This is a genomic window from Flavobacterium sp. NRK F10 (genome assembly GCF_024054235.1).
GTDB lineage: Bacteria > Bacteroidota > Bacteroidia > Flavobacteriales > Flavobacteriaceae > Flavobacterium > Flavobacterium sediminis.
Genome location: NZ_JAMXLC010000001.1, coordinates 1,896,335 through 1,919,364 on the forward strand (window position 1 = coordinate 1,896,335; position 23,030 = coordinate 1,919,364).

A 23,030-nucleotide genomic window follows, 5' to 3' on the forward strand; every position below is an offset into this window, starting at 1 on the left:
AGTTATTTTTTATGTTTTGAACTTCTTTAGCTAGTTGATTTAAGAAAACAAATAATTAGAACGAACGTACCGCCCTAACCGGATAGAGTGAGATTCTGGAAGTTATCATTCCAGCGCCAGTTGTAAAATCAATCGCTCTCGCGGCATTTCCCCCTAGTTCTGTACTGGTCCAATAACGTGTGGCCGAAAATCCACCGATTAATCCTGCGTTTGGATAAATTGCCAATAATTCATTTGTACTTGGAAGATACCAATCAGTATATCCATTAATCGTTTGGGCATCACAGGATTGTGCAGCTGTTCCTGCACCGCAAACACTCGTTATTTGAATAGTATTAGCCATTCCTGTTCCAAAACCAGGGCTTGTTCCTCCCACAGTTACTCCATTGCATCCCCATCCATAGGTTCCTACTAAATCACTATTTGCAGCAATTAATCCGTGCATTTCACTTGCTGAATAACCAGGATCTCCTGATTGTAAAATATACGCAACAATACCTCCGCCATAAGAAGTTCCTATAGTTAGTGCTTGTACCGAAACACTAAATGTACACGTTTGTCCACCAAAACTTATTGAGAAATTCGCAGTACCTGTTCCTGAAGGAATTCCTGTTATTGCTAAAGTTAAATTTCCGCTTCCGTTTGTTACAGTCCCATTATTTAATGTTGCCGTTAATCCTGTTACACCAGTTGATGTAATAGTTTGACCACTGTATGGGCCTCCATTTCCGCCTGTGTAAGGTAAAAGTACACTAACTCCAACGGTGTTTACCATTGCGTAAACGGAACTAGTAGTACTTGCTGAACCACAATTTAATGCATTCACTTCTGCTGGGCAATAACTATTAGTCCACATTGGTTGACCACTGCAAAAAGTTAGATAATAATTATTGTTTGTAGATGGAGGTAAAGAAATCCAATTTGTTCCATCCCAGTATTTTATTTCGCCTGGTTGTGTTCCGTTTGTAAATCCATTTCCAGATGGACCTGTTAAATTAGTAGTAGTAAAAGATGAACCATCAGAATAATTGAAAGTATATGTTCCATTTCCATTGTTAACAGTTGATATAATTCCAACACCATCAGCTCCTGCTGGTCCTTGTCCGTTTCCAGAAGTTTTTGCATATAAAGCATAAGGTACACTTAAAAATTGGTTAGTACCTGTTATAGTATAACTATTTCCACCTAATGGATCGATTTCTGTCTTAATAAAATAAAGTCCGTTTGACCAATCTATACTAGAAAAATTGTCAGAAGTAGTTCCGTTTCCGATTTCAAAGGTTACTAAACCATTTGCGTTTGATGTAGGGTTGTGGGTTTCGCTGTATACCGAAACTCCTGATATTGAACCTTGTAAAATGCTTATTTGAACACCTACAGATTGGTTCACCAAAAGTTGATTAGCATTATCTCTAATCACTGTTTGGTAGCTCATTTTTTCAGGAGCTTGTGACCAAGAAATAGCGAAAATTAGAAAAGATATTACAGTAAATATTTTTTTCATGAGTTAGTCTTTTTTAATTATTTTATAAGTTTTATTAATGTTCTGATTTTTTATTATATTTAAAATAAACGTAGCTTGAGGTAATCGACTAACATTTATTGTGGTTTCAGTGTTAACTATTTTTCCTGATTGAATTAATCTTCCGTTAGTGTCAAACAATTGATATTCAATATTTTCAAATTCTTTTACAGAAATGGTAACAAACTGTGTAGTTGGATTTGGAAAAACCGTTATGTTAGAAAGGGTTTCAAAGTTTTTGATTTCTAATACCGAAATTTCATATGGTTGTTGAAGACCTTCAATGATATTTTCATTTCCATTAGTTTGAAAAGTATAATTTATTTGTCCAACACTATAACTAAAAGACCCCCCAGGGCCTATGTTGTTTCCTCCTGCGCTAACCGTGTTTTTTTGAGAAAAAAGAGTCGTACAACCTAGTATGCAAATACAGGTAATAAATAATTTGTTTTTCATTTTATGTGTTATTTTAACCCAAATTTTTTGCCTAAGCCTTTTAGCTTACTTTCTTTTTTAGGTTCTGAAGTTGAGTTGTTTGATTTTGAATCAGGGGTTCCTCTTTTTCCAATGAATTTCCCATTGATCCAAGCACTTTGGATTCCATCAAATGTTACAAAGTAGCGGTTGCTATTGTATTCATCTATTTTGGTTATTTTTCCGGTATAAAAATCTTTTCCTTGACCGTTCCAATTTACTATAACTAAATCTCCAATGTTGAATTTTTCTGGACCAGCAGTAGTTCCTGTGTTAATTGCTTCTCCACAATTCTTATCAGCAGCTTGTTTACAAGCATTGATTTGTGAAGAATTAGGGGCATAAGCAAACTCTAAATCTGATATTTTATAAGCATCTCCTTCTTTTTGAACCGCAATTCTACCAAATGAATAATTGTCTCGGTCATAGAATTGAAGCATACCGCTTTGTTGGTGTTTTATACTAGGGTGTTCGCAGTAAATGGTAGCATACGTTTTTACACCATTTTTAATGTTTTCTACTAATTGTTTTCCTCTTTCGTTTAAAGTAGCTGCAGATCCGTTTTCGAAATAGAATGAAGAAAGCATGTGATAGGCCATTAACTCTGCTTTTTTAGCATCACCACTATACATTACATTGTGAATCCATACAATAGCTTCTTTGTCATTTTTAAAAGCAGGAATGTCAATAGAACCCATTGCCGCTAATTGATTTTTAGCAATCTCATCGCCATACATTTCTTGCATGTTGCGAAGATTTTCGGCTTCTTCACTGCTGATTTTTTTGGTTTCTAATACTTCTTCTTTTCCATAACTATTTGAAATCATTGCCATTTGAACTGGAAGCCAAGAAGCGTCTTTGAAGATTTTTTTTGCAGTATTGTCATATTTTCCGTTGCCGCAATCTTTGTACAAACGTACAGGGAATGTTGCTTTTACTTTTTGGAATTCGGTATAGCTTACTTTTTTAAAATAAACTGCTTCTATATTAAATTCTACACTGTTGAAAGTATGCCAATTGAATTTTGGTTCTTTAGCTAATTTAAATATAGGTTTTTGAAAATATGCACCTTGGTAACCCACCATAGAGTTTTCTAAAATGGCAACTATTTCTTTTTCTGTAGGATTTGGAATTCCATCATACCATCCTGAACCAAAGTAACTTCTGTTGTACGACCATTTTCCACTTCTGAAATCATAGCGATAATCGGAACGTTCCCATCGATAAATATTTGGAATTTCTGTTTTCCATTTGCTTTCTGCTGTGCGTTCGTACCATTTTTCAGTAACAGTAGTGTGAATGGTGCCTTTTGTACTAGTAAATTTTACATCGATAGCACCTTTCCCTTTTAATAAAGAAACAATTTCTGTATCTGATGGTTGTGCAAAATTATTTGCCGTAAAGAGACTAAATAATAAAGTGGTTAGTAAAAGTATTTTTTTCTTCATAAGTAATGATTAAACGTTGTAAAAATACAAATGCTTAAAAATCAATTACTTATAAAAAATGTTTTTTTAGTGAATGACCAAATTTGCCGGGTGAAAGTATGTTTTTTCTTGGTGAATGATTAGAGTAGATTGATCATTTTTAGCAATTCTTCTCGATGCGACTTACCTACTGATATTTTATGACTGTTTACATATACATTACTTTCATCAAGAAAATCAATATGCTTTATATTTATGATATGCGAACGATGTACTCTTAAAAAATGATGTTGAGGTAATTTTTCTTCAACCGATTTTAATGTATGAGTAATTAAATATTTGTTATCTGTTGTGTGTAAAAAACAATAATTATCATACGCTTCAAAATGACTTACTTCTATTGCTGGAATTTTAATCATTTTGCCTTGATGTTTTACAAAGAAGTCGTCGATAGTTTTTTCAGGCTCTATTTTAGTTTGTTCCGTGTTTTTTTTGAATAAACCCAAGGTTACGTTAGCCAATAAGTTTTCTTCAGTAAAAGGTTTTACAATATAGCCTACCGGATTGCATCTTTAATGCGTTGGATAGTCATAGGATCAGACAAAGAAGTAATAAAGATGTATGGAATTTTTAATTCAGCATCAATTTTTTTAGCCAAATCAATTCCGTCTCCTTTTCCTTCTAATGTGATATCTACTAATATTAGACTTGGTTTAATTTCGGAAATCTCTTCGTAGGCATCTTCAATATTATCGGCATCACCCACAATTTGATAATGATACTTTTTTAGAGCCGTTTCAATAGTTTGCTCAATTAGCGGTTCGTCTTCAACTATATATATTCTATTCATTAGACTAAAGTAAAGCGTTTCATTATTATAGTTACAGTTGTACCTTTTTGGTTTGTAAAAGTAACTTTTCCTTTTAATTTTTTAGATAGAGAATGAATTAATTTTATTCCAAATGAATCGGGGTTAGGTTCTTTTACCAATCCTTTTCCATTATCGGAAACTATTAGAATTATTTCTTCATCTTGTTTATGTAAATCTACTTTAATTATAGGATTCGTAATATGGTCATCAAAAGCATGTTTGATAATATTGGTTACCAATTCGTTTACCATTAAACCAATTGGAGTAATAGTATCTACATTAAACACAAGATTTTCAACCGAAATCTCAGTTTTTAAATTTTCAATTTTGGTCGCTTGATATTCGGTTAAATCATTAACTAAATCCGTAATGTATTCTTTGGCATTAATCCCAACAATTTCATCTCTATTATATAACCGTTGGTGAATTAAAATCATCGAGCGAACTCTGTTTTGTGCTTCGCGTATGGCATCTATAGCAGCTTTGTTTTGTAAACTTTCTGATTGTAAATACAACAAACTGGATACAATTTGAAAGTTGTTTTTTACACGATGATGCGTTTCTTTTAACAATGTGTTTTTTTCATCAACTAATATTTCTAAAATTTTCTTTTGGCTAGCTAGTTTTCTTTTTTGTTTATTTACAATATAAATACTCGATATGACAATAAGTAAAACAAAACCCAATGCAATAATGTAATTGTGTAAACGTTTTTGATCTGCTTCTTTTTCTTCAATTAGCTTTTGTTTTTTATCCGTTTCGTAAACAATTTCCAATTCGTTCAAGTTTCTGTTCGATTCTATTGAAAAAACCGAATCTTTCATTTGGGAATACAACTTGTAATAGTTCAAGGCCTTTTCGGGATATTGTAATTTTTCTTCGATTTCATAAACGGAACGATATAAATCACTTAAAAGTTCATTGCGTTCGGTAGCTTTAGCATATTGAATTCCTTTTTCATAATATTCAAGAGCTTTTTCAAAGTTGTGTTCTTTTTCAAAAACGTTTCCTAACCCTTTGTAGCAAAAAGCCAAAGTGTTTTCATCGGTATTTTTTATTAATATTTTTTCGGCGTCTAAATAGAATTTTTTAGCTTCTTTATAATTTTCTAAACAGAAGTAAGCTTCGCCAATATTTACTAATGAAGTTCCAATATCAAATGGACTTTGAATTTCCTCAGATAATTTTAATGAAGCATTAGCATACCACAAGGCGCTATCGCAATGTTTTTGGTTTTGATGAATAATACCGATATTACTATAGGTGTAACAAACTCCTTTTTTATCATTAAGTTTTTTCTTAATCTTTAATGATTTTGAAAAACATTCTAAAGCTTTTTGATTGTTGTTTTTGGTTCGATAAATTAAACCAATGTTGTTCAGTGTCTTAGCGAGAGTTCCTTCATCCTTAATTTTCTCTTGAATTTTAGCGGCTTCCAAGTAATTTTCAAGTGCTTTAGCAAAAACACCACGATAATAAAAACTAGCGCCTATATTGAGGTATACTTTGGCCATGCCAGTTTCATCTTTAATACTTTTGTAACCTTCAAAACTTTTTTGATAATTTAAAATTGCCAAATCATATTTTCCATGTAAATCATTAGCAGAACCTAAACAGGTATAAGCTTCAGCTTCAAGTTTAGGATGTTTTTTTTTGGCCATTGACAAAGCTTCCTCTGCAAAAACAATTGAAGAATCGTAATCAGTAGGAGCAATTTCCCAACTTAAATCATTTAGAATTTTGATTTTTTCTTTATCGTTTTTACTTTCTGCTAGGCTCTTTTTCAAAGAGTCAATTACATCTTGAGCATGACTACTATGAGGCAGAAAAAAAGCAAATAGGAAACAATAAGTTAAGAGTAGTTTTGTTTTCATAGAAAAGACTTACTATCCAAATTTAGTATTATTTTAAAGAAACAAAATAAAAATGTTATCAAGTAGAATAGAATTAAATAAGAAATAAATCAATTTGGAGCGAAAAAATGTGTTTTTTCTAGTAGATCATAAAGTTTCATAATCCGAAAATGAGGTTTTATGGAAAGAAATAGAGCTTTCGTGAACTTTATAAATATCTAAAAATCTTTATTGACTAGCTTTGAAACATGAATAAGTTAGTTGATCCATATAATTTAATTTTTGCTATTTCAGTTCTGGTTTTAATTTTAAACTTAATTGTGCTATTTGTACTATAAGTAATTGTTAGAATCTCGTTAAACTTTATTGAGAATCAAATTTCTAGGAGAAGAATTAGTTACTTTGCATAAAATATTGATTTATGTATCGTATTATTGTCCCAATATTAATCTTTCTTTTTATAGAAATATATTCTTTTCAAGCAGTTAAAACCGCTGCCAAATCGAAATGGGTATTGTTGATCTACGGAATAATATCTGTGGTCTTTTTACTTTATTTAGCCTATTACTTTTTTACGTTTGATAGAAATACAGCGCAGGATAAACGTTTTCAGTGGACTATTGGTTTATTTCTATTATTGTATTTGCCTAAAATTATTTTAACGTTAACGTTGTTTTCGGAAGATGTCTTCAGATTGTTTCAAGGTGTTTTTCAGTATTTCTCAAAGAATGAAGAAACAACATCAGGCTTTTTACCCGAACGAAGAAAATTTGTAAGTCAAATGGCTTTAGCTTTAGCTGCCGTTCCTTTCACATCACTTTTGTATGGAATGACTAAAGGGAAATATAATTTCAAGGTGATGAAGCAAACCTTGTTTTTTCCTGATTTACCGGACGATTTTGACGGTACGACCATTACACATATTTCCGATATTCATAGCGGAAGTTTTGACGATGCCGAGAAAATACAATATGCAATTGACCTGATAAATGAACAGCAATCAGATCTGGTACTTTTTACAGGAGATATTGTAAATACTCATGCCAAAGAAATGTTGCCCTGGATTGATATTTTTAAGAAGATCCATAATCCGGTTTTGGGTAAATATTCAGTGTTAGGGAATCATGATTACGGTGAATATTATCAATGGAATTCCCAAGGAGCGAAAGATCAAAATTTTCAGGCAATAAAAGAGTTGCACAAAAAGATTGATTTTAAGCTGTTGCTGAACGAAAATGTAGCCATTAAGAGAGGTGCTGGTGAGATCAAATTAGTAGGTGTTGAAAATTGGGGGATGCATTTTAAAAAGGCCGGTGACTTAGCCAAGGCTTCAGAGGGGATACAACAGAAAGATTTTAAGATATTAATGAGTCACGATCCGAGCCACTGGGAGCATGAAGTGAAAACGCATTCGAACAATTATCATTTAACGCTTTCGGGACATACACACGGTTTTCAGTTCGGGATCGAAATTCCCGGATGGATCAAATGGAGTCCTGTACAATACATGTACAAGCAATGGGCGGGATTGTATGAGAATGCGGGACGATATGTGTATGTAAACAGAGGCTTTGGCTTCCATGCTTACCCCGGAAGAGTAGGTATTATGCCAGAAATAACAGTTATTGAACTAAAAAAAGGAGAAAATGTAGCATAATTCAGTAAAAATGTTACATTTGTATATTGTTTTCTGAGGAAAATGTATTTTTTGATAGTATAAAATCAATTTTATGTCAAAATTCGGAGAGTTAATTGATGCTAAAGTTCCTGTATTAATCGATTTTTTTACAGAGTGGAACGAGCCGTCTGTTGCGATGAATGAAGTGATTCGTGACGTTGCTGCGGCGTTAGGAGATAAGGCAAGGGTTATTAAGATTGATGTGGAAAAAAATAGAGAATTAGCAGACGCTCTTAGAGTTAAAGGATTACCAACTTTAATGATTTACAAAGCAGGTCAAATGGTATGGAGACAAAGCGGAGAATTAGACGCTAATACATTGATCACTTTGGTACAGGAGCAAGCTTAATAATTCAGTTTTCCAAATTCAACTCCCTGTTTTTTTAATTCTTGTATCACTTTAGGAAGGACTAATTGTAAATTAGGCCATGCTTTTATACTGTCGTGAAATACGATAATGCTTCCATTTTGTGTATTTTTGACTACATTTTGAAAGCATTCTTCAGGAGTGGTATTCACATCAAAATCATACGAGATAATGTCCCACATTACAATTGTATATCCGCTTCTACGGATGATTTTGGCTTGGGAAGGTTTAATTTTTCCGTAAGGAGGTCGGAAAAGCTTTGTAGGATTTCCGTATTCTTCAATGATCTTATTACATTCTTCAAAGTTACGGACATAGTTCTGAGTCGGGTTTTTCCATCCGTTTAAATGATTATACGTGTGATTTCCTATGGAATGCCCTTTAGCGATTACTTTTTGAAAAATTTCCGGGTGTTTTCTGATATTGTCCCCGATACAAAAAAAAGTTGCTTTAATATTTTCTTTTTCTAATAGATCTAAAACCCATTCCGTGATGTCGGGAATCGGACCATCATCAAAAGTAAGATATACTTTTTTGGGCGAATCTGGCACTGTCCAAATGTACTTCGGAAATAAGGATTTAACTATAGGATGTGTTTTTACCCAATTCATAATTTCAAAAAAGCCACGAATAAAAACTTCGTGGCTCATTTAATTTATTTTTTTATTCCATTTCTCTTCTGAATTCGGGGAAGAGTTTGTTGAAATTGTTGAATTTTACTTTTTCCTGATTATAGAAATCTTCATCGTGAGCGTCTTTCATATATTCTAATAGGCTTCTGTAGCGCTCTATGCTACCTACAATGTCGTATCGATTATCATAACGTCCATTAGATGACATGCTATTGAAAAATGTTAATTCGTCCTGATATTTTTGAATAAGCTCAGTCAGTAGTTTTCTGGCTTTGTCTTTTTTGCCGATCTCATAATACCCCTGAACAAACGGTTCAACTATGGTGTAGTATTCAAAATATTTAACAGGCATTTTTTCCATAGCCAGATCAATAACCTTTTCAGCTTTGTCGTTTTTACCTTCAATGATCAGGGCTTCCATTAATCGGGCTAAATTTGTTCTGTAAGTAATACCGTTTCTGCGAGTCTCCGGATCGTGATAGATTTCAGGACTACCACTATTCCCCCAGTACCAGTTGGTTACAATGTTGTACATTTTGTCCGTATCGATCAATCCCATTTCCATAGGGTTTGGTTTGCCTTTTTGAGGCGTTCTCACCGGAACTAATTTGAAGCACAAACCATCCAGTTCTAAGTAATCCTTCATCCATAGATAATCATCTTCACCAAAACTTCCTCCGGTAAAATAGATAGGTCTTTTCCAGTTGTTTTGGTTGATAATATCAAGCATCATTAACCGATTTTTGTATAAGGCGTCTTTTTTGATCTGGAAATGCATAACCGGAACTATGGAGTCATATAACTCAGGAGAGACAACTTTGTTTGCAATAATGTTTTCTTTATCAATCGGGATGAAAACCTTATCCGTAGGATAATAGTTGATCCATTGTCCGCTTCTCAATTGTACTTTAGCGCGCTCATCATCTAAAGATAAGAACTTGATAAAATCATCAAGAGATATAGAGTCTTTAGTGCGTTCAATTAAGAAACTATAATCCCGATTACTACCCCTATACTGTTCTCTGGTAAATGAAATAGGAACAGGGTCTGAATTGTAAGCTTTGCGTTTCATTTGGTCAATGTACCAGTCAGTCATGAATAAGCTTGTATTGACGATTCTTATGTCTGTTCTGTAACCTTCAATTTCCTGAGCATACCATAACGGGAAAGTGTCGTTATCTCCGATAGTAAAGAGAATAGCATCTTTGTCACAAGAATCTAAATAAGCCTTAGCCATTGCAATAGCAGTATAGCGGTTACTTCTGTCGTGGTCGTCCCAATTCTCTTTGGCCATTAAAAATGGCGAAGTAAGGAAACAAACGGCTAATACAATCGGTACGGTAATCTTAGGTTGTAGTGTTTTTTTAATACCGTCATAAAGAGCATAAACACCAAAGCCCATCCACATTGCAAATACATAGAATGAACCTACCAATGCATAATCACGTTCTCTCGGTTCAAAAGGTCTTTCGTTTAGATATATTTTTAAAGCCAGTCCGGTAAATAGGAATAAAGCTAAAAGAACATAGAAACTTTTAAGGTCTTTTTTAGCATGAAAAATCATTCCGATTAAGGCTAAAATGAAAGGTAAAAAGAAATAAGTATTTCTTCCTTTGTTGTTCAGCATGTCAGGAGTCAGGTTTTCTTGATTTCCTAAGCGCAACTCATCTAAGAAAGTGATACCACTGATCCAGTTACCGTCAAATGTGTCTCCTTTCCATTGATTGTCGCTTTGACGACCAACAAAATTCCACATCAGGTAACGCCAATACATATATCCGAATTGAAACTGGAACATGAATTTCATGTTGCTTAAAAAGCTAGGTTTTTCAACAATTAGGTATTCACCATAACCTTTTAAGAACTTATCATAATCGTCCAGATCAAATTTACCTTGATTAAAACCGCTTCTGAACTCGGCAACGACTTCAACTAATTCATGCTCGTCAGCATATTCAGGTTTGATTCTAAAATCTAAAGGTTCGGTGAACATCATGTAATTTACATTGTGCTCGCTACTCCACATTCTCGGTAAGAAGGCTTTGTGATTGTTGTCGGTATTTTGAACGGAATTTTTATAATTGTTAGTAATGATATACGTTCCGGTTTTGTAATCTCTTTCGTAGTTAGGTTTACCGTCAAGGTAAGGTTGTTCCTCGTCTAGTCCTGAATAAGTGTCTGAAAACTGAGGACCGTAAAATAATTTTTGTTCTCCGTATTGTTCTCTGTTGTAATAAGCTAAAACCTCTGCCGCATCTGAAGGTTTATTCTCGTTGATCGGAGGGTTTGCATTTGCGCGGATTGGCAACATCATCCAGGTTGAAAAACCAATCAAGATGAACAGGGTACATAACAAGATGGTATTGTATAAAACATATCCTTTTTTTCGGGTATAGTTAAGTCCGAAATAAAAGAGCGCTACAATCATTAAGAAGGCAAAAATAGTTCCTGAATTAAAAGGTAGTCCTAAACTATTTACCATAAAAATTTCGGTTTTTCCGAAGAAAGCTAATGTATAAGGTAAAAGTAGTTTGAAAATAAAGAGTAAAATAGCTACAATAGCTATATTGGCTATAATAAAGCTTTTTACGGTAACGTTTTTATATTTTTTAAAGAAATATAAGAAGCCTATAGAAGGCAGTGTTAATAAAGCCATAAAGTGTACTCCGAATGAAAGACCTATAATCAAGGAGATCAATAAAAGCCAGCGATTTCCTCTTGGGGTATCGATTTCTTGTTCCCAACGCAAACCTAACCAAAACAGGATTGCGATCAGAAAGGAAGCCATGGCGTAAACTTCGGCTTCAACAGCGTTGAACCAAAAGCTGTCAGAAAATGTATAGGCTAGTGAAGCGATAAATGCTCCCCCTAAAATTGTAATATAGCTGGAGTTACTCGCATCTTCAGGAATAAATAATCTTTTCATTAAAAGGGTTAGGGACCAGAACATGAATAAGATTGTAAAGGCACTTGAAAACACAGACATCATGTTGACCATTAAAGCTACTTGTGATGCGCTGGTGGCAAACATGGCAAAAAAAGCACCGAGCATTTGAAATAAGGGAGCTCCGGGAGGATGTCCAATTTCTAATTTTGCTGAAGTTGTGATGTATTCGCCACAATCCCAAAAACTCATGGAAGGTTCAACAGTTAAAGAGTAAGTGGTTAATGCAACGGCAAAAGTAATCCATCCTAAGACGGTATTCCATTTCTTGAAATTGAATGAACTCATAGAGATTGTTTTAACTTTAAATAGCTTGTAAACTTCTACAAAGAAACTATTTTTTTGTTTAAGGAAAAGCCAAAAAATAATTTTTAATATTTTTTTTAGAAAAATTTGCAGAATAAAAAATATGTATTACATTTGCACTCGCAATCGAAAAGGTTGTTAGGGTATTGGCCCATGGTGTAATGGTAACACTCCGGTTTTTGGTACCGTCATTCAAGGTTCGAGTCCTTGTGGGCCAACAAAAAAAACTCCGCTTAAAAGCGGAGTTTTTTATTTTTAATAATTTCAGAACTTAAATTCTAAATGTAACTACAGGTCTTTTAGCATGATTAACAAGGTCTTCGCTGATACTGCCGTTAAAGAAATGGGAAATTCCTTTTCTGCCGTGAGTACTCATTCCTATTAAATCGGCATTTACTTCTTTGGCGAAGTGTAATATTCCTTTCTCTACATTGATATCATTGTAGATGTGGGTAGAGAATTTATGGATTTTGAAATTGCTTGCAAATTCATCCATAATTTTTTGAGCAACACGAGTAGATTTAAAATTGTTAGGAGTGTTGATGGTTACCAAATGAAGGTGAGCATTAAATTCATTAGCAAAATCAACTACTTTTTCAAAAGGTTTTTTGATCTCGTCTGAAAAATCTGAAGCGAAAACAAAATGATCAACATTGAAGTTGTCATCTTCTTTTTTGATGATCAGAACAGGGATCTCAGAATTACGAACTACTTTTTCGGAGTTTGATCCGATAAACATTTCCTGGAATCCGCTTGCTCCGTGGGAACCCATTACAATCAGGTCAACCTTGTGTTCTTCTGCGTTTCTGATGATACCGCTGAAAGCCATTTCAAACTGAATTATCTTTGTAACTTTTAGATCATTAAGGTAAGGCGCACTCATTAAGGTGTCTAATTTGGCAATAGCAGCATTTTTAAACAACATTAGTTCCGGCATCTCGTGTGCGGTGGAAATAGCGTCGTTTCCGGATGTCGGAAGCTCAAGCATGTGGACTAGGAAAATTTCTCCATTGTTTTTTTGAGCAATTTGGGCAGCAACTTTTAACGCATATTCGGCATGTTGAGAAAAATCTGTAGGTACTAAAATTCGTTTCATAAAGTTTGTTTTTTAAAAGGTTGGATGTAAAGATTTACATAATAAAGTTAGTAAATATGTATCAAAACTACAATTTTTTTTTAATTAAAAAAATATGCGTATATTTGCTGCAAATTATTTATTACTAGTTAAATAATGAGGCACGCACAGCGTGCCTCTTTTTATAAAATATGAGTTTTAAAGATAGGGTTCGGCATTTGTTAAATTCAGCGTTGGAAGAACGTGGGGATTTATTTCTTATTGACTTGAAAATTAGCGAAGGAAATAAAATAAATGTTGTGATAGATGGAGATAATGGTGTAAATTTGCAGGACTGCATTGATGTGAGTAGAGCTATAGAGCACAATCTTGATCGAGAAGAAGAAGATTTTTCACTTGAAGTCGCTTCTGCCGGAGCTGCTAGTCCGTTGCGATTAGTGCGACAGTTTAAAAAGAACATCGGAAGAAAGCTTAAAGTTAAAAAGAATTCGGGGGGAGAAATAGAAGCAGAAATAACTGCTGCTGATGAAGAGAGTATTACTTTGGAATGGAAAGCCAGAGAGCCTAAAAAAATAGGTAAAGGAAAAGAAACGGTGGCGAAAAAAGAAGTGTTGCCGTATGCTGAAATTAAAGAAGCAACAGTTATAATATCATTTTAAAAACAAATAAGTTGACATGGAGAATATTGCGTTAATCGATTCGTTTTCAGAGTTCAAAGATAATAAGCTTATCGATAGAGTTACCTTGATGGCGATCTTGGAAGATGTATTTCGCAATGCGTTAAAGAAGAAATACGGTTCTGATGATAATTTTGATATTATTATAAATCCGGATAAGGGAGATATGGAAATCTGGAGAAACAGAACGGTTGTGGAAGATGGAGAGGTTGAGGATCCGAATTCTGAGATATCACTTTCTGAAGCTCGTAAAATAGAGCCGGATTTTGAAGTCGGAGAAGAGGTGTCGGAAGAAGTGAAGTTGATTGATCTGGGAAGAAGAGCTATTTTGGCTTTGCGTCAAAATCTTATTTCTAAGATACATGAACACGATAATACAAATCTTTACAAACAGTTTAAAGATCTTATAGGTGATATTTACACAGCAGAAGTGCACCATGTTCGTCCTAAAATGATAGTTTTGATGGATGATGAAGGAAATGAGATCGTATTGCCTAAAGATAAACAAATTCCAAATGATTATTTCAAAAAAGGAGATAATGTAAGAGGAATTATTGAGTCTGTAGAATTAAAAGGAAATAAACCGCAGATTGTGATGTCAAGAACATCTCCGGATTTCTTAGAGAAGCTTTTTGAGCAAGAAATTCCAGAGGTATTTGATGGTTTGATTAATGTTAAGAAAGTGGTTAGAATTCCTGGTGAGAAAGCAAAAGTAGCTGTGGATTCTTATGACGACAGAATTGATCCTGTTGGCGCATGTGTGGGAATGAAAGGTTCTCGTATCCACGGTATCGTTCGTGAATTAGGAAATGAGAATATTGATGTGATCAATTATACTACAAATCCGCAGTTGTATATTACCAGAGCATTGAGCCCGGCTAGAGTTTCATCGGTTAAGATTGATGAACAAACCAAAAAAGCAGAAGTTTTCTTGAAAATCGACGAGGTATCAAAAGCTATCGGTAAAGGAGGGCACAATATTCGTTTAGCAAGTATGTTGACGGGTTATGATATTGATGTTATCCGTGAAGGTGTTGAAGAAGTGGATGATGTAGAATTGAGAGAGTTTTCAGATGAAATCGAGAACTGGGTAATCGAAGAGTTTGAAAAAATCGGATTAGATACGGCTAGAAGCGTGTTAGGACAAGATGTGGAAGATCTGATAAGAAGAACAGATTTAGAGGAAGAAACTATTTTAGATGTGTTTAGAATTCTAAAAGAAGAATTGGAAGACTAACTCGACATAATTGCTAAACACACAACACAAACTGAATTTTAGAAAAATTAAAAACATTATATGTCTGATAAAAGAGTTATAAGAATCAACAAAGTTTTAAGGGAACTAAATATTTCTCTTGATAGAGCTGTGGACTTTTTAAAAGAAGAAGGGCATGATATTGAATCGAGTCCTAATGCCAAGATCTCTCAAGAGGAGTATGATGTCTTATGTCGACAGTTTTCTGCTGATAAGGGCAAAAAAGAGGCTTCGATTGAAGTGAGTGAAGAAAAGAAGAAAGAGAAAGAAGCTTTAAAGCGAGAGTTGGAAAGAGAATTAGAACTGAAACGTCAGCAGGAAGAGAAGTTGAGGAAGGAGCAGGAAATTATAAAAGCAAAAGCTGTTGTAACTGCGCCTAAGGCAGTAGGAAAGATCGATTTGAATCCGCCTAAGCAGGAAGAGAAAGTTGAAGCTGTTGAGCAAAACATATCAGAAGAGGTAAAATCTCCGGAACCTGAAGAAACTAAGAAAAGTGTTGAAGAAGTAACTCCACCTGTTGAATCAGCTCCAAAGGCTGAACCTGTTCAAAAACAGGAAGAAAAGAAAGTAGAAGAGAAAAAAGCAGATGGCTTGATCATCGAAGATGAAAAGATCCAGACGCAATACAAAAAACTTTCCGGAGCAACGTTTACAGGGCAGAAAATAGATTTGTCTCAGTTTGAAAAACCTAAAAAGAAGAAAGAAGATAAAAAAGACTTCAAAAAAGGGAATCATAACGGAAACAATCAAGGGAACAATAACGGAAATAATCAGGGACAGAATAACAATAATAACGCAAATAAAAAAGAAGGCGAAAATAAAAATAAACGCAAGCGTATTGTTAAACCGGTTCAAGGCGGAAACGGGCAAAACCAACAAGGTGGAAAGAAAGATTTCGGAAGAGATCGTTTCAATAAAGGTAAAAAACCGGTAATCCAAAAAGTTGAGCCTACTGAGGAAGAAGTTAAAAACCAGATTAAAGAAACTCTTGAAAGACTTCAAGGGAAAGGAAATAAATCTAAAGCTGCTAAGTACCGTAAAGATAAACGTGAAACTCACCGTCAGCGTTTAGATGAAGAAATGCAACAACAAGATTTAGAAAGTAAAATCTTGAAAGTAACAGAATTCGTTACGGTAGGTGAAATTGCCACAATGATGGATGTGCCGATTACAAAAGTTATCGGAACTTGTATGTCATTGGGAATCATGGTTACCATGAATCAGCGTTTAGATGCCGAAACATTGTCAATCGTGGCAGATGAATTCGGTTATCAGGTTGAGTTCATTACAACAGATATTGAAGAAGCGATCGAAGAGATTGAAGATACACCGGAAGAATTGGAAGAACGTGCACCGATTGTTACTGTAATGGGACATGTTGACCACGGTAAAACGTCATTTCTGGATTATGTTCGGAAGACCAATGTTATTGCCGGTGAGTCAGGAGGTATTACGCAGCATATCGGGGCTTATTCCGTGAAATTAGAAGAAGGACAAAGAATTACGTTTTTAGATACACCGGGTCATGAAGCCTTTACGGCTATGCGTGCTCGTGGTGCTCAGGTAACGGATATTGCAATTATTGTGATTGCAGCGGACGACGACATCATGCCGCAAACAAAAGAGGCGATTAGTCATGCTCAGGCAGCGGGAGTGCCAATGGTTTTTGCGATCAATAAAGTAGATAAACCAACGGCTAATCCGGATAAGATCAAAGAGAAGTTAGCAGCTATGAACTTGTTAGTTGAAGAGTGGGGTGGTAAATACCAATCTCAGGATATTTCAGCTAAAACAGGATTAGGGGTTAAGGAACTTTTGGAAAAAGTGTTGTTAGAAGCAGAGATCCTAGAATTAAAAGCGAATCCGAACAGGTTAGCGCAGGGAACAGTTGTTGAGGCGCAGTTAGATAAAGGTAGAGGGTATGTGACAACTATTTTAGTTCAAAACGGAACTCTTAAAATAGGTGATTATGTTTTAGCGGGTAAACATCACGGTAAGATCCGGGCGATGTTTGACGAACGCGGACATAATGTAAAAGAAGCCGGTCCGTCAACACCTGTATCTGTTTTAGGTTTAGACGGTGCGCCGACAGCGGGTGATAAATTTAATGTTTACGAAGACGAAAGAGAAGCAAAACAAATTGCAGCAAAACGTACTCAATTATTACGTGAGCAATCTGTTCGTACACAAAAACATATTACTTTGGCAGAAATCGGGCGTCGTATAGCTTTAGGACAATTTAAAGAGTTAAATATTATCTTGAAAGGGGATGTGGATGGTTCTGTAGAAGCACTTTCGGATTCATTCTCAAAATTATCGACTGAAGAAATCCAAATCAATATTATTCATAAAGGAGTAGGAGCTATTACAGAATCAGACGTTTTGTTGGCTTCAGCTTCAGATGCGATCATTATAGGTTTCAACGTTCGTCCTCAGGGAAGTGCGAAAGCCTTAGCTGAAAAAGAAGAAATTGACATCCGTAATTATTCTATTATTTATGATGCAATAGACGATGTGAAGGATGCTATGGAAGGAATGTTGTCGCCGGAATTAAAAGAAGAAGTTACTGGTACTGCAGAAGTTCGTGAGTTGTTCAAGATTTCTAAAGTGGGAACTGTTGCCGGATGTATGGTTACAGACGGTAAAGTCTTCAGAAATTCTAAGATTCGTTTAATCAGAGAAGGAGTGGTTATCTATACCGGTGAATTAGCTGCGTTAAAACGATTTAAAGATGATGTTAAAGAAGTGTCAAAAGGATATGATTGTGGTATACAGATAAAGAATTACAACGATCTGAAAGAGTATGATACTATCGAAGCCTTCCAGGAAGTTGAAGTGAAGAAAAAATTAAAATAAGAACAGAGATTTTATATAAAAAAAGCCCGGACATTTGGTTCGGGCTTTTTTTATATTTTGAAGGGAGCGATTTGTTTATTTTCCTGGTTTAATAAGTAAAGCGGTCGGATATTTTTTCTTGATTTCGATTAAAGCTTTTTCAGCATGTAAGCGGGATTTGTAATTTCCGACATAGACTTTATAGGTCGGATTGGTATATATGATTGTGCCTTCTATACCGCTAAAATCTCTTTTAAATGCGGCCAATTGATTTTTAGCATCCGAGCTGTTTCCGTAGAAAATTTGTATCTTATAGCTGTTGTTTATTGATAAGTTTGCATTGATTTTTGCTTTTTCTTCTAATAATTCTGAAAATTTCTCATCTTGGCTTAGTGTGGTTTTTCCGCTTTGCGCATGTATACCAATTGAGAAGAAAGAGGTTATAAAAACAATTTTTGTTAATCTTTTGAAAGCTAAATTTCTCATTTTGAATAGTTATTTAAAACAAAAATACAATTAATCTTATTATACCGCGACACAAAGGTTATTTAGAATAGATATAAATTATCTTTTAAGATAAAATTAAGGTTTTTATAATAGTTCGAATGTCGTATTTTTGTCGGAGTTTAAAATAAAGTGTGGTGGCGGAGACTAGTTTTATAGTGCTAAAACCATACCAAAAATGACACGATAATCATAATAAATATGAAAAAGGTGGGTAACCATAAATCATTTTCAAAGATTTTCTTCAGTTTAGCGCTAACGCTATCTTTTTCTTTATCTGTATTTTCTCAAGATGCTGCTCCGGAAGCCGCTGCAGGCGCAGGTGATCCGGCAAAAGGTAAAGAGTTGTTTAATGCCAATTGTGCCGCTTGTCATAAATTAGACAAAAAAGCAACAGGACCTGCTTTAAGGGGGGTTGCTGATAAGTATGACAAAGAGTGGATCTATAAGTGGGTTCGCAATAGTGCAGAGTTGATTAAAGCAGGGGATGCTCAAGCGGTAAAAGTTTTTGAAGAAAACGGGAAAATCCCGATGACGGCTTTTCCTCAATTGTCAAATCAGGATATTGACAATATTTTAGCGTATACGTCTGAGCCAGCGGCGCAGCCTAAAGAGGTGGCGAATGTTCCTGGTACCGATGGTCAAACTCAGGATGCTTCAGGTATTTCAAATGAAGTGATTTTGGGTGCTTTGACATTGGTGTTGGCAATGCTTGTTGTAATGTTGTTGTTGGTTAACAATGTTTTAAGAAGAATTGCTAAGGCTAACGGAATCGAAGTTGGTACTTCGGAAAAATCATTACCGTTGTGGAAAGCATTTGCTAAAAATCAATTTTTAGTATTGTGTTCTGCAATTGTGTTCTTGTTAGTTGCTGCTTATTTTGTTTACGGCTATTTGATGCAGGTAGGTGTGGATCAGGGTTATGCTCCGGTTCAGCCAATACATTATTCGCATAAAATTCATGCCGGAGATAATGCTATTGATTGTAAATACTGTCACTCGTCTGCCAGAGTGAGTAAAACTTCAGGTATTCCTTCGTTGAATGTGTGTATGAACTGTCATAAAAACATTAGTGAAGTTGCTGAGTCGACTGCTACAGAGGAGCATTCTAAGGCGTTTTATGATGAGCAGATCCAAAAATTATATGCTGCTGTTGGTTGGGATCCGGCTAAGCAAGCGTATACAGGAAAAACGCAACCGGTTAAATGGGTAAGAATTCACAACCTTCCGGATTTTGTATACTTTAATCACTCTCAGCACGTAACGGTTGCAGGGGTTGAGTGTCAGAAATGTCACGGTCCTGTTGAAACGTATGAGGTTATGGAGCAATTTGCGCCATTGACTATGGGTTGGTGTGTGAACTGTCATAGAGAGACTAATGTGAAAGTTGAAGATAATGAATACTACAAAAAGATTCATGAAGAGCTTTCTAAAAAGTATGGTGTTGACAAGTTAACAGCTGCTCAAATGGGAGGATTAGAATGTGGTAAATGCCACTATTAATAAATTAATTTAAGAAGCTAATATCAATATATAATATGGCATCAAACAAAAAATACTGGAAAAGTGTTGAGGAGCTAAATGAAAATAGTTCTATTGTTGAGACGCTAAGAAACAATGAGTTTGTTGAACAAATTCCTGTAGATGAATTTTTGGGGAACAAAGAGAATTTATCAACAGCGGGGACAACTCGTCGTGACTTTTTGAAATACGTAGGTTTTAGTACAGCTGCTGCTTCTTTGGCTGCTTGTGAAGGACCTGTAGTAAAATCGATTCCTTATGTAGTGCAACCTGAAGAAATTATTCCCGGAGTAGCAGATTATTATGCTACAACTGTTGCAGACGGATTTGATTTTGCAAACATTTTGATCAAAACACGAGAAGGTCGTCCGATCAAAGTTGAAAACAATAAATTAAAAGGAGCTGTTTCTGGGGCAAATGCCAGAGTTCATGCTTCGGTTTTGTCTCTATATGACAGTTTGCGTTTAAAACAACCTAAGATTGCGGGTAAAGATGCAACTTGGGCTGAAGTAACTGCGAAAATTAAATCGAGTTTAGATGAGGCTAATGAAAAAGGCGGAAATGTAGTAGTGTTAACTTCAACTTCTGCTAGTCCTTCAACGGATGCTTTATTAGCTGAATTAAAAGCTAAATATCCGACCGTAAAACAAGTGGTTTATGATGCTGTTTCTGAATCAAATGCTTTAGATGCTTTTGAAACGGTTTATGGTGTTAGAGGTTTTGCTGGTTATGACTTTTCTAAAGCAGATGTTATTGTTTCTGTTGGTGCTGATTTCTTAGGAGATTGGCAAGGTGGTGGATACGATGCCGGTTATGCTATGGGGAGAGTTCCTAAAAACGGAAAAATGTCTAAGCATATCCAGATGGAGGCTAATATGTCTTTGGCTGGTGCAAATGCTGATAAACGTATACCTTTAACAGTTGCTCAGCAAAAACAAGCATTAGTAGACTTGTATAGTGCTGTTGTAGGCGGGGCTGCTTCCGGATTGAAAAATGCTGAAGTAACTAAAGCTGCTCAACAATTAAAAGCGGCAGGTTCTAAAGGTGTTGTCGTAACCGGGTTAGATGACTTGGATGCTCAGTTATTGGTATTAGCGATTAATGCTGCTATCAGTTCTGAGGCCTTTAATCCTAGTGCAACTAAGTTAACAAGAAAAGGTAATGTTAAAGAAGTTGCTCAATTAGTAGCAGATATGAAATCAGGTGCTGTTCATACTTTAATTATGAATGGAGTTAATCCTGTTTATACTTTAGCAAATGCAAAAGACTTTACTGAAGGTCTTAAAAAAGTGAAATTATCAGTAGCTTTTTCTTTGAAAGAAGATGAAACGGCTACTTTAACTACAATAGCTGCTGCTGCTCCGCATTATTTAGAATCTTGGGGAGATGTGTCTATAGAAAGAGGACACTATAGTATTATGCAGCCGACTATTCGTCCATTATTTGATACAAAACAATTCCAAGAAGTTTTATTAAGCTTGTTAGGTAATAGTACGGCTTATTATGATTATTTGAAAGGTTTCGCGGCTGCTCAATTAGGTGGTAAGTCTTGGAATCAGGCAGTTCATGATGGTTTTGCTCAAACTGAAGTTGCTCCTTTAGAAGCTGCTTCTTTTGATGCTTTGGCTTCGGCTTCTAAGTTAGCTGCTGCAAAAGCTTCAGGTATGGAGTTAGTATTGTATACTAAGACGGGAATGGGTGACGGACAACAAGCTAATAATCCTTGGTTACAAGAGTTTCCTGATCCGATTACAAGAGTTTCTTGGGATAACTATGTTACTGTTTCGAAAAAAGATGCTGAAAAGCTAGGTTTTGAAAACTGGAATGTAGCTAACGGAGGTTTAAACGGTAGTTATGCGACTTTAAAAGTGGGTAATGCTACTTTAACTAAAGTTCCTGTAGTTATTCAACCAGGTCAGGCTGTTGGAACTGTAGGTTTGGCTTTCGGTTACGGTAAAACCGCTGCTTTAAAAGAAGAAATGCAGGTAGGTGTTAATGCTTACGCTCTTTATAATAATTTTAATACTGTTCAAAATGTTACTGTAACAAAAGATGAAGGTGAGCATGAATTTGCTTGTGTTCAGTTACACAAAACATTAATGGGTAGAGGAGATATCATTAAAGAAACTACTTTAGAGGTATTCAATACTAAAGATACAGAAGTTTGGAATCCTATTCCATTAGTATCTTTAGATCACAAAGAAACGCCTTCTACGGAAGTGGATCTTTGGGAATCTTTTGATAGAAGTGTAGCACATCACTTTAATTTATCAATTGACTTAAACGCTTGTACGGGTTGTGGTGCCTGTGTAATTGCTTGTCATGCTGAAAATAACGTCCCTGTAGTTGGTAAGTCTGAAGTAAGAAGAAGTCGTGATATGCACTGGTTGCGTATTGATAGATACTATTCTTCTCAGGATACATTTGAAGGAGATGTTGAGTTGAAAGAAGAAACGTCAGGAATGATGAATTCAATTGAAACTTTCAGAGGTATGGAAGATCCGGCTGAGAATCCTCAAGTGGCTTTCCAACCGGTAATGTGTCAGCATTGTAACCATGCACCTTGTGAAACAGTTTGTCCTGTTGCAGCAACGTCTCATGGTAGAGAAGGTCAAAACCACATGGCTTATAACCGTTGTGTAGGTACTCGTTACTGTGCAAACAACTGTCCGTATAAAGTACGTCGTTTCAACTGGTTCTTGTATAACAAGAATAGTGAATTCGATTATCATATGAACGATGACTTAGGTCGTATGGTATTGAATCCTGATGTTAACGTGCGTTCTCGTGGGGTGATGGAAAAATGTTCTATGTGTATCCAAATGACACAAGCTTCTAAATTAAAAGCAAAACGTGAAGGAAGACCGGTAAAAGACGAAGAATTCCAAACGGCTTGTTCTGCAGCTTGTTCTAGTGGTGCAATGGTATTTGGTGATGTGAATGATAAAGAAAGTAAAGTGGCTAAATTAGCTGAAGATGCAAGAATGTATCACTTACTGGAACATGTCGGAACTAAACCGAATGTATTCTATCACGTTAAAGTTAGAAACGAAAAATAAAATATTAATTAACAGAAACAATATAAAGGA

17 protein-coding genes and 1 tRNA gene are annotated in these 23,030 nt (G+C 35.2%); 8 read left to right on the plus strand and 10 right to left on the minus strand.

All coding sequences use genetic code 11. From position 1 onward, the window contains the following. Positions 1-55: 55 nt before the first annotated feature. From NHF50_RS08680 to NHF50_RS08705, 6 genes are all read right to left on the minus strand, one after another. Complete coding sequence (locus NHF50_RS08680) at positions 56-1,504, minus strand: DUF1566 domain-containing protein (protein ID WP_252775846.1); 1,449 nt, start codon at positions 1,502-1,504, stop codon at positions 56-58. A 3-nt stretch (positions 1,505-1,507) separates the two neighbouring features. Then, the gene (locus NHF50_RS08685; RefSeq protein ID WP_252775848.1) at positions 1,508-1,978 is read right to left on the minus strand and encodes a T9SS type A sorting domain-containing protein; all 471 of its coding nucleotides are present in this window, start codon (positions 1,976-1,978) and stop codon (positions 1,508-1,510) included. A gap of 8 nt (positions 1,979-1,986) precedes the next feature. Then, positions 1,987-3,444: a hypothetical protein gene (locus tag NHF50_RS08690; RefSeq protein ID WP_252775851.1), complete on the minus strand. Its 1,458-nt coding sequence runs from the start codon at positions 3,442-3,444 to the stop codon at positions 1,987-1,989. A 119-nt stretch (positions 3,445-3,563) separates the two neighbouring features. Next, on the minus strand, positions 3,564-3,842 hold the full coding sequence (locus tag NHF50_RS08695) for a LytTR family DNA-binding domain-containing protein (protein ID WP_252775853.1): 279 nt from the start codon (positions 3,840-3,842) through the stop codon (positions 3,564-3,566). Between the two features lie 137 nt (positions 3,843-3,979). Next, positions 3,980-4,273 carry a response regulator gene (locus NHF50_RS08700; protein WP_252775855.1) on the minus strand — a complete coding sequence of 98 codons (294 nt, stop codon included), beginning with the start codon at positions 4,271-4,273 and terminating at the stop codon, positions 3,980-3,982. Further along, positions 4,273-6,168, minus strand: a complete 1,896-nt coding sequence (locus tag NHF50_RS08705) for a tetratricopeptide repeat protein (protein WP_252775857.1) — start codon at positions 6,166-6,168, stop codon at positions 4,273-4,275. Before NHF50_RS08705 ends, NHF50_RS08700 begins: the two co-directional genes overlap by 1 nt. 400 nt (positions 6,169-6,568) lie before the next feature. On the opposite strand from NHF50_RS08705, the gene NHF50_RS08710 reads away from it, so the two are divergent. Both NHF50_RS08710 and NHF50_RS08715 read left to right on the plus strand, forming a co-directional pair. Next, positions 6,569-7,804: a metallophosphoesterase gene (locus tag NHF50_RS08710; protein WP_252775858.1), complete on the plus strand. Its 1,236-nt coding sequence runs from the start codon at positions 6,569-6,571 to the stop codon at positions 7,802-7,804. 73 nt (positions 7,805-7,877) lie between these two features. Then, on the plus strand, positions 7,878-8,174 hold the full coding sequence (locus NHF50_RS08715) for a co-chaperone YbbN (RefSeq protein WP_109569323.1): 297 nt from the start codon (positions 7,878-7,880) through the stop codon (positions 8,172-8,174). Here the strand turns inward: NHF50_RS08715 and NHF50_RS08720 are convergent. Both NHF50_RS08720 and NHF50_RS08725 read right to left on the minus strand, forming a co-directional pair. Next, complete coding sequence (locus NHF50_RS08720; protein ID WP_252775860.1) at positions 8,171-8,842, minus strand: polysaccharide deacetylase family protein; 672 nt, start codon at positions 8,840-8,842, stop codon at positions 8,171-8,173. The two genes, NHF50_RS08715 and NHF50_RS08720, sit on opposite strands and share 4 nt — an antisense overlap. 13 nt (positions 8,843-8,855) lie before the next feature. Further along, a complete protein-coding gene (locus NHF50_RS08725; RefSeq protein WP_252775862.1) occupies positions 8,856-12,056 on the minus strand; it encodes a DUF2723 domain-containing protein in 3,201 nt (1,066 codons plus the stop codon). 165 nt (positions 12,057-12,221) lie between these two features. On the opposite strand from NHF50_RS08725, the gene NHF50_RS08730 reads away from it, so the two are divergent. Beyond that, positions 12,222-12,292 (plus strand) — tRNA-Gln (locus NHF50_RS08730). Between the two features lie 53 nt (positions 12,293-12,345). On the opposite strand, the gene NHF50_RS08735 is transcribed toward NHF50_RS08730, so the two are convergent. Then, positions 12,346-13,170, minus strand: coding sequence for a universal stress protein (locus tag NHF50_RS08735; RefSeq protein WP_252775864.1), 825 nt, complete (start codon positions 13,168-13,170; stop codon positions 12,346-12,348). Positions 13,171-13,340: 170 nt separating this feature from the next. Between NHF50_RS08735 and rimP the strand changes: the two genes are divergently transcribed. From rimP to infB, 3 genes are read left to right on the plus strand one after another with little or no spacing between them, the layout of a single operon-like run. Beyond that, positions 13,341-13,808 (plus strand): ribosome assembly cofactor RimP, encoded by a 468-nt coding sequence (gene rimP / locus NHF50_RS08740; RefSeq protein ID WP_252775867.1) that lies wholly within the window; start codon positions 13,341-13,343, stop codon positions 13,806-13,808. A gap of 16 nt (positions 13,809-13,824) precedes the next feature. Beyond that, entirely contained in the window at positions 13,825-15,063 is a 1,239-nt protein-coding gene (gene nusA / locus NHF50_RS08745; protein WP_109569325.1) for a transcription termination factor NusA, read from the plus strand. Between the two features lie 60 nt (positions 15,064-15,123). Further along, the gene (gene infB / locus NHF50_RS08750; protein ID WP_252775869.1) at positions 15,124-17,937 is read left to right on the plus strand and encodes a translation initiation factor IF-2; all 2,814 of its coding nucleotides are present in this window, start codon (positions 15,124-15,126) and stop codon (positions 17,935-17,937) included. A gap of 75 nt (positions 17,938-18,012) precedes the next feature. On the opposite strand, the gene NHF50_RS08755 is transcribed toward infB, so the two are convergent. Beyond that, entirely contained in the window at positions 18,013-18,402 is a 390-nt protein-coding gene (locus NHF50_RS08755) for an SPOR domain-containing protein (RefSeq protein WP_252775871.1), read from the minus strand. A 219-nt stretch (positions 18,403-18,621) separates the two neighbouring features. Between NHF50_RS08755 and NHF50_RS08760 the strand changes: the two genes are divergently transcribed. Further along, complete coding sequence (locus NHF50_RS08760; RefSeq protein ID WP_109569328.1) at positions 18,622-19,923, plus strand: c-type cytochrome; 1,302 nt, start codon at positions 18,622-18,624, stop codon at positions 19,921-19,923. Between the two features lie 35 nt (positions 19,924-19,958). Next, the gene (locus NHF50_RS08765) at positions 19,959-23,000 is read left to right on the plus strand and encodes a TAT-variant-translocated molybdopterin oxidoreductase (protein WP_252775873.1); all 3,042 of its coding nucleotides are present in this window, start codon (positions 19,959-19,961) and stop codon (positions 22,998-23,000) included. The last annotated feature ends 30 nt before the right edge of the window (positions 23,001-23,030 follow it).

Coding starts and splice junctions, on each gene's coding strand:
- NHF50_RS08680 (WP_252775846.1), bottom strand. CDS start 1,504: ATGAAAAAAATATTTACTGTAATATCTTTTCTAATTTTCGCTATTTCT.
- NHF50_RS08685 (WP_252775848.1), bottom strand. CDS start 1,978: ATGAAAAACAAATTATTTATTACCTGTATTTGCATACTAGGTTGTACG.
- NHF50_RS08690 (WP_252775851.1), bottom strand. CDS start 3,444: ATGAAGAAAAAAATACTTTTACTAACCACTTTATTATTTAGTCTCTTT.
- NHF50_RS08695 (WP_252775853.1), bottom strand. CDS start 3,842: ATGATTAAAATTCCAGCAATAGAAGTAAGTCATTTTGAAGCGTATGAT.
- NHF50_RS08700 (WP_252775855.1), bottom strand. CDS start 4,273: ATGAATAGAATATATATAGTTGAAGACGAACCGCTAATTGAGCAAACT.
- NHF50_RS08705 (WP_252775857.1), bottom strand. CDS start 6,168: ATGAAAACAAAACTACTCTTAACTTATTGTTTCCTATTTGCTTTTTTT.
- NHF50_RS08710 (WP_252775858.1), top strand. CDS start 6,569: ATGTATCGTATTATTGTCCCAATATTAATCTTTCTTTTTATAGAAATA.
- NHF50_RS08715 (WP_109569323.1), top strand. CDS start 7,878: ATGTCAAAATTCGGAGAGTTAATTGATGCTAAAGTTCCTGTATTAATC.
- NHF50_RS08720 (WP_252775860.1), bottom strand. CDS start 8,842: ATGAGCCACGAAGTTTTTATTCGTGGCTTTTTTGAAATTATGAATTGG.
- NHF50_RS08725 (WP_252775862.1), bottom strand. CDS start 12,056: ATGAGTTCATTCAATTTCAAGAAATGGAATACCGTCTTAGGATGGATT.
- NHF50_RS08735 (WP_252775864.1), bottom strand. CDS start 13,170: ATGAAACGAATTTTAGTACCTACAGATTTTTCTCAACATGCCGAATAT.
- rimP (WP_252775867.1), top strand. CDS start 13,341: ATGAGTTTTAAAGATAGGGTTCGGCATTTGTTAAATTCAGCGTTGGAA.
- nusA (WP_109569325.1), top strand. CDS start 13,825: ATGGAGAATATTGCGTTAATCGATTCGTTTTCAGAGTTCAAAGATAAT.
- infB (WP_252775869.1), top strand. CDS start 15,124: ATGTCTGATAAAAGAGTTATAAGAATCAACAAAGTTTTAAGGGAACTA.
- NHF50_RS08755 (WP_252775871.1), bottom strand. CDS start 18,402: ATGAGAAATTTAGCTTTCAAAAGATTAACAAAAATTGTTTTTATAACC.
- NHF50_RS08760 (WP_109569328.1), top strand. CDS start 18,622: ATGAAAAAGGTGGGTAACCATAAATCATTTTCAAAGATTTTCTTCAGT.
- NHF50_RS08765 (WP_252775873.1), top strand. CDS start 19,959: ATGGCATCAAACAAAAAATACTGGAAAAGTGTTGAGGAGCTAAATGAA.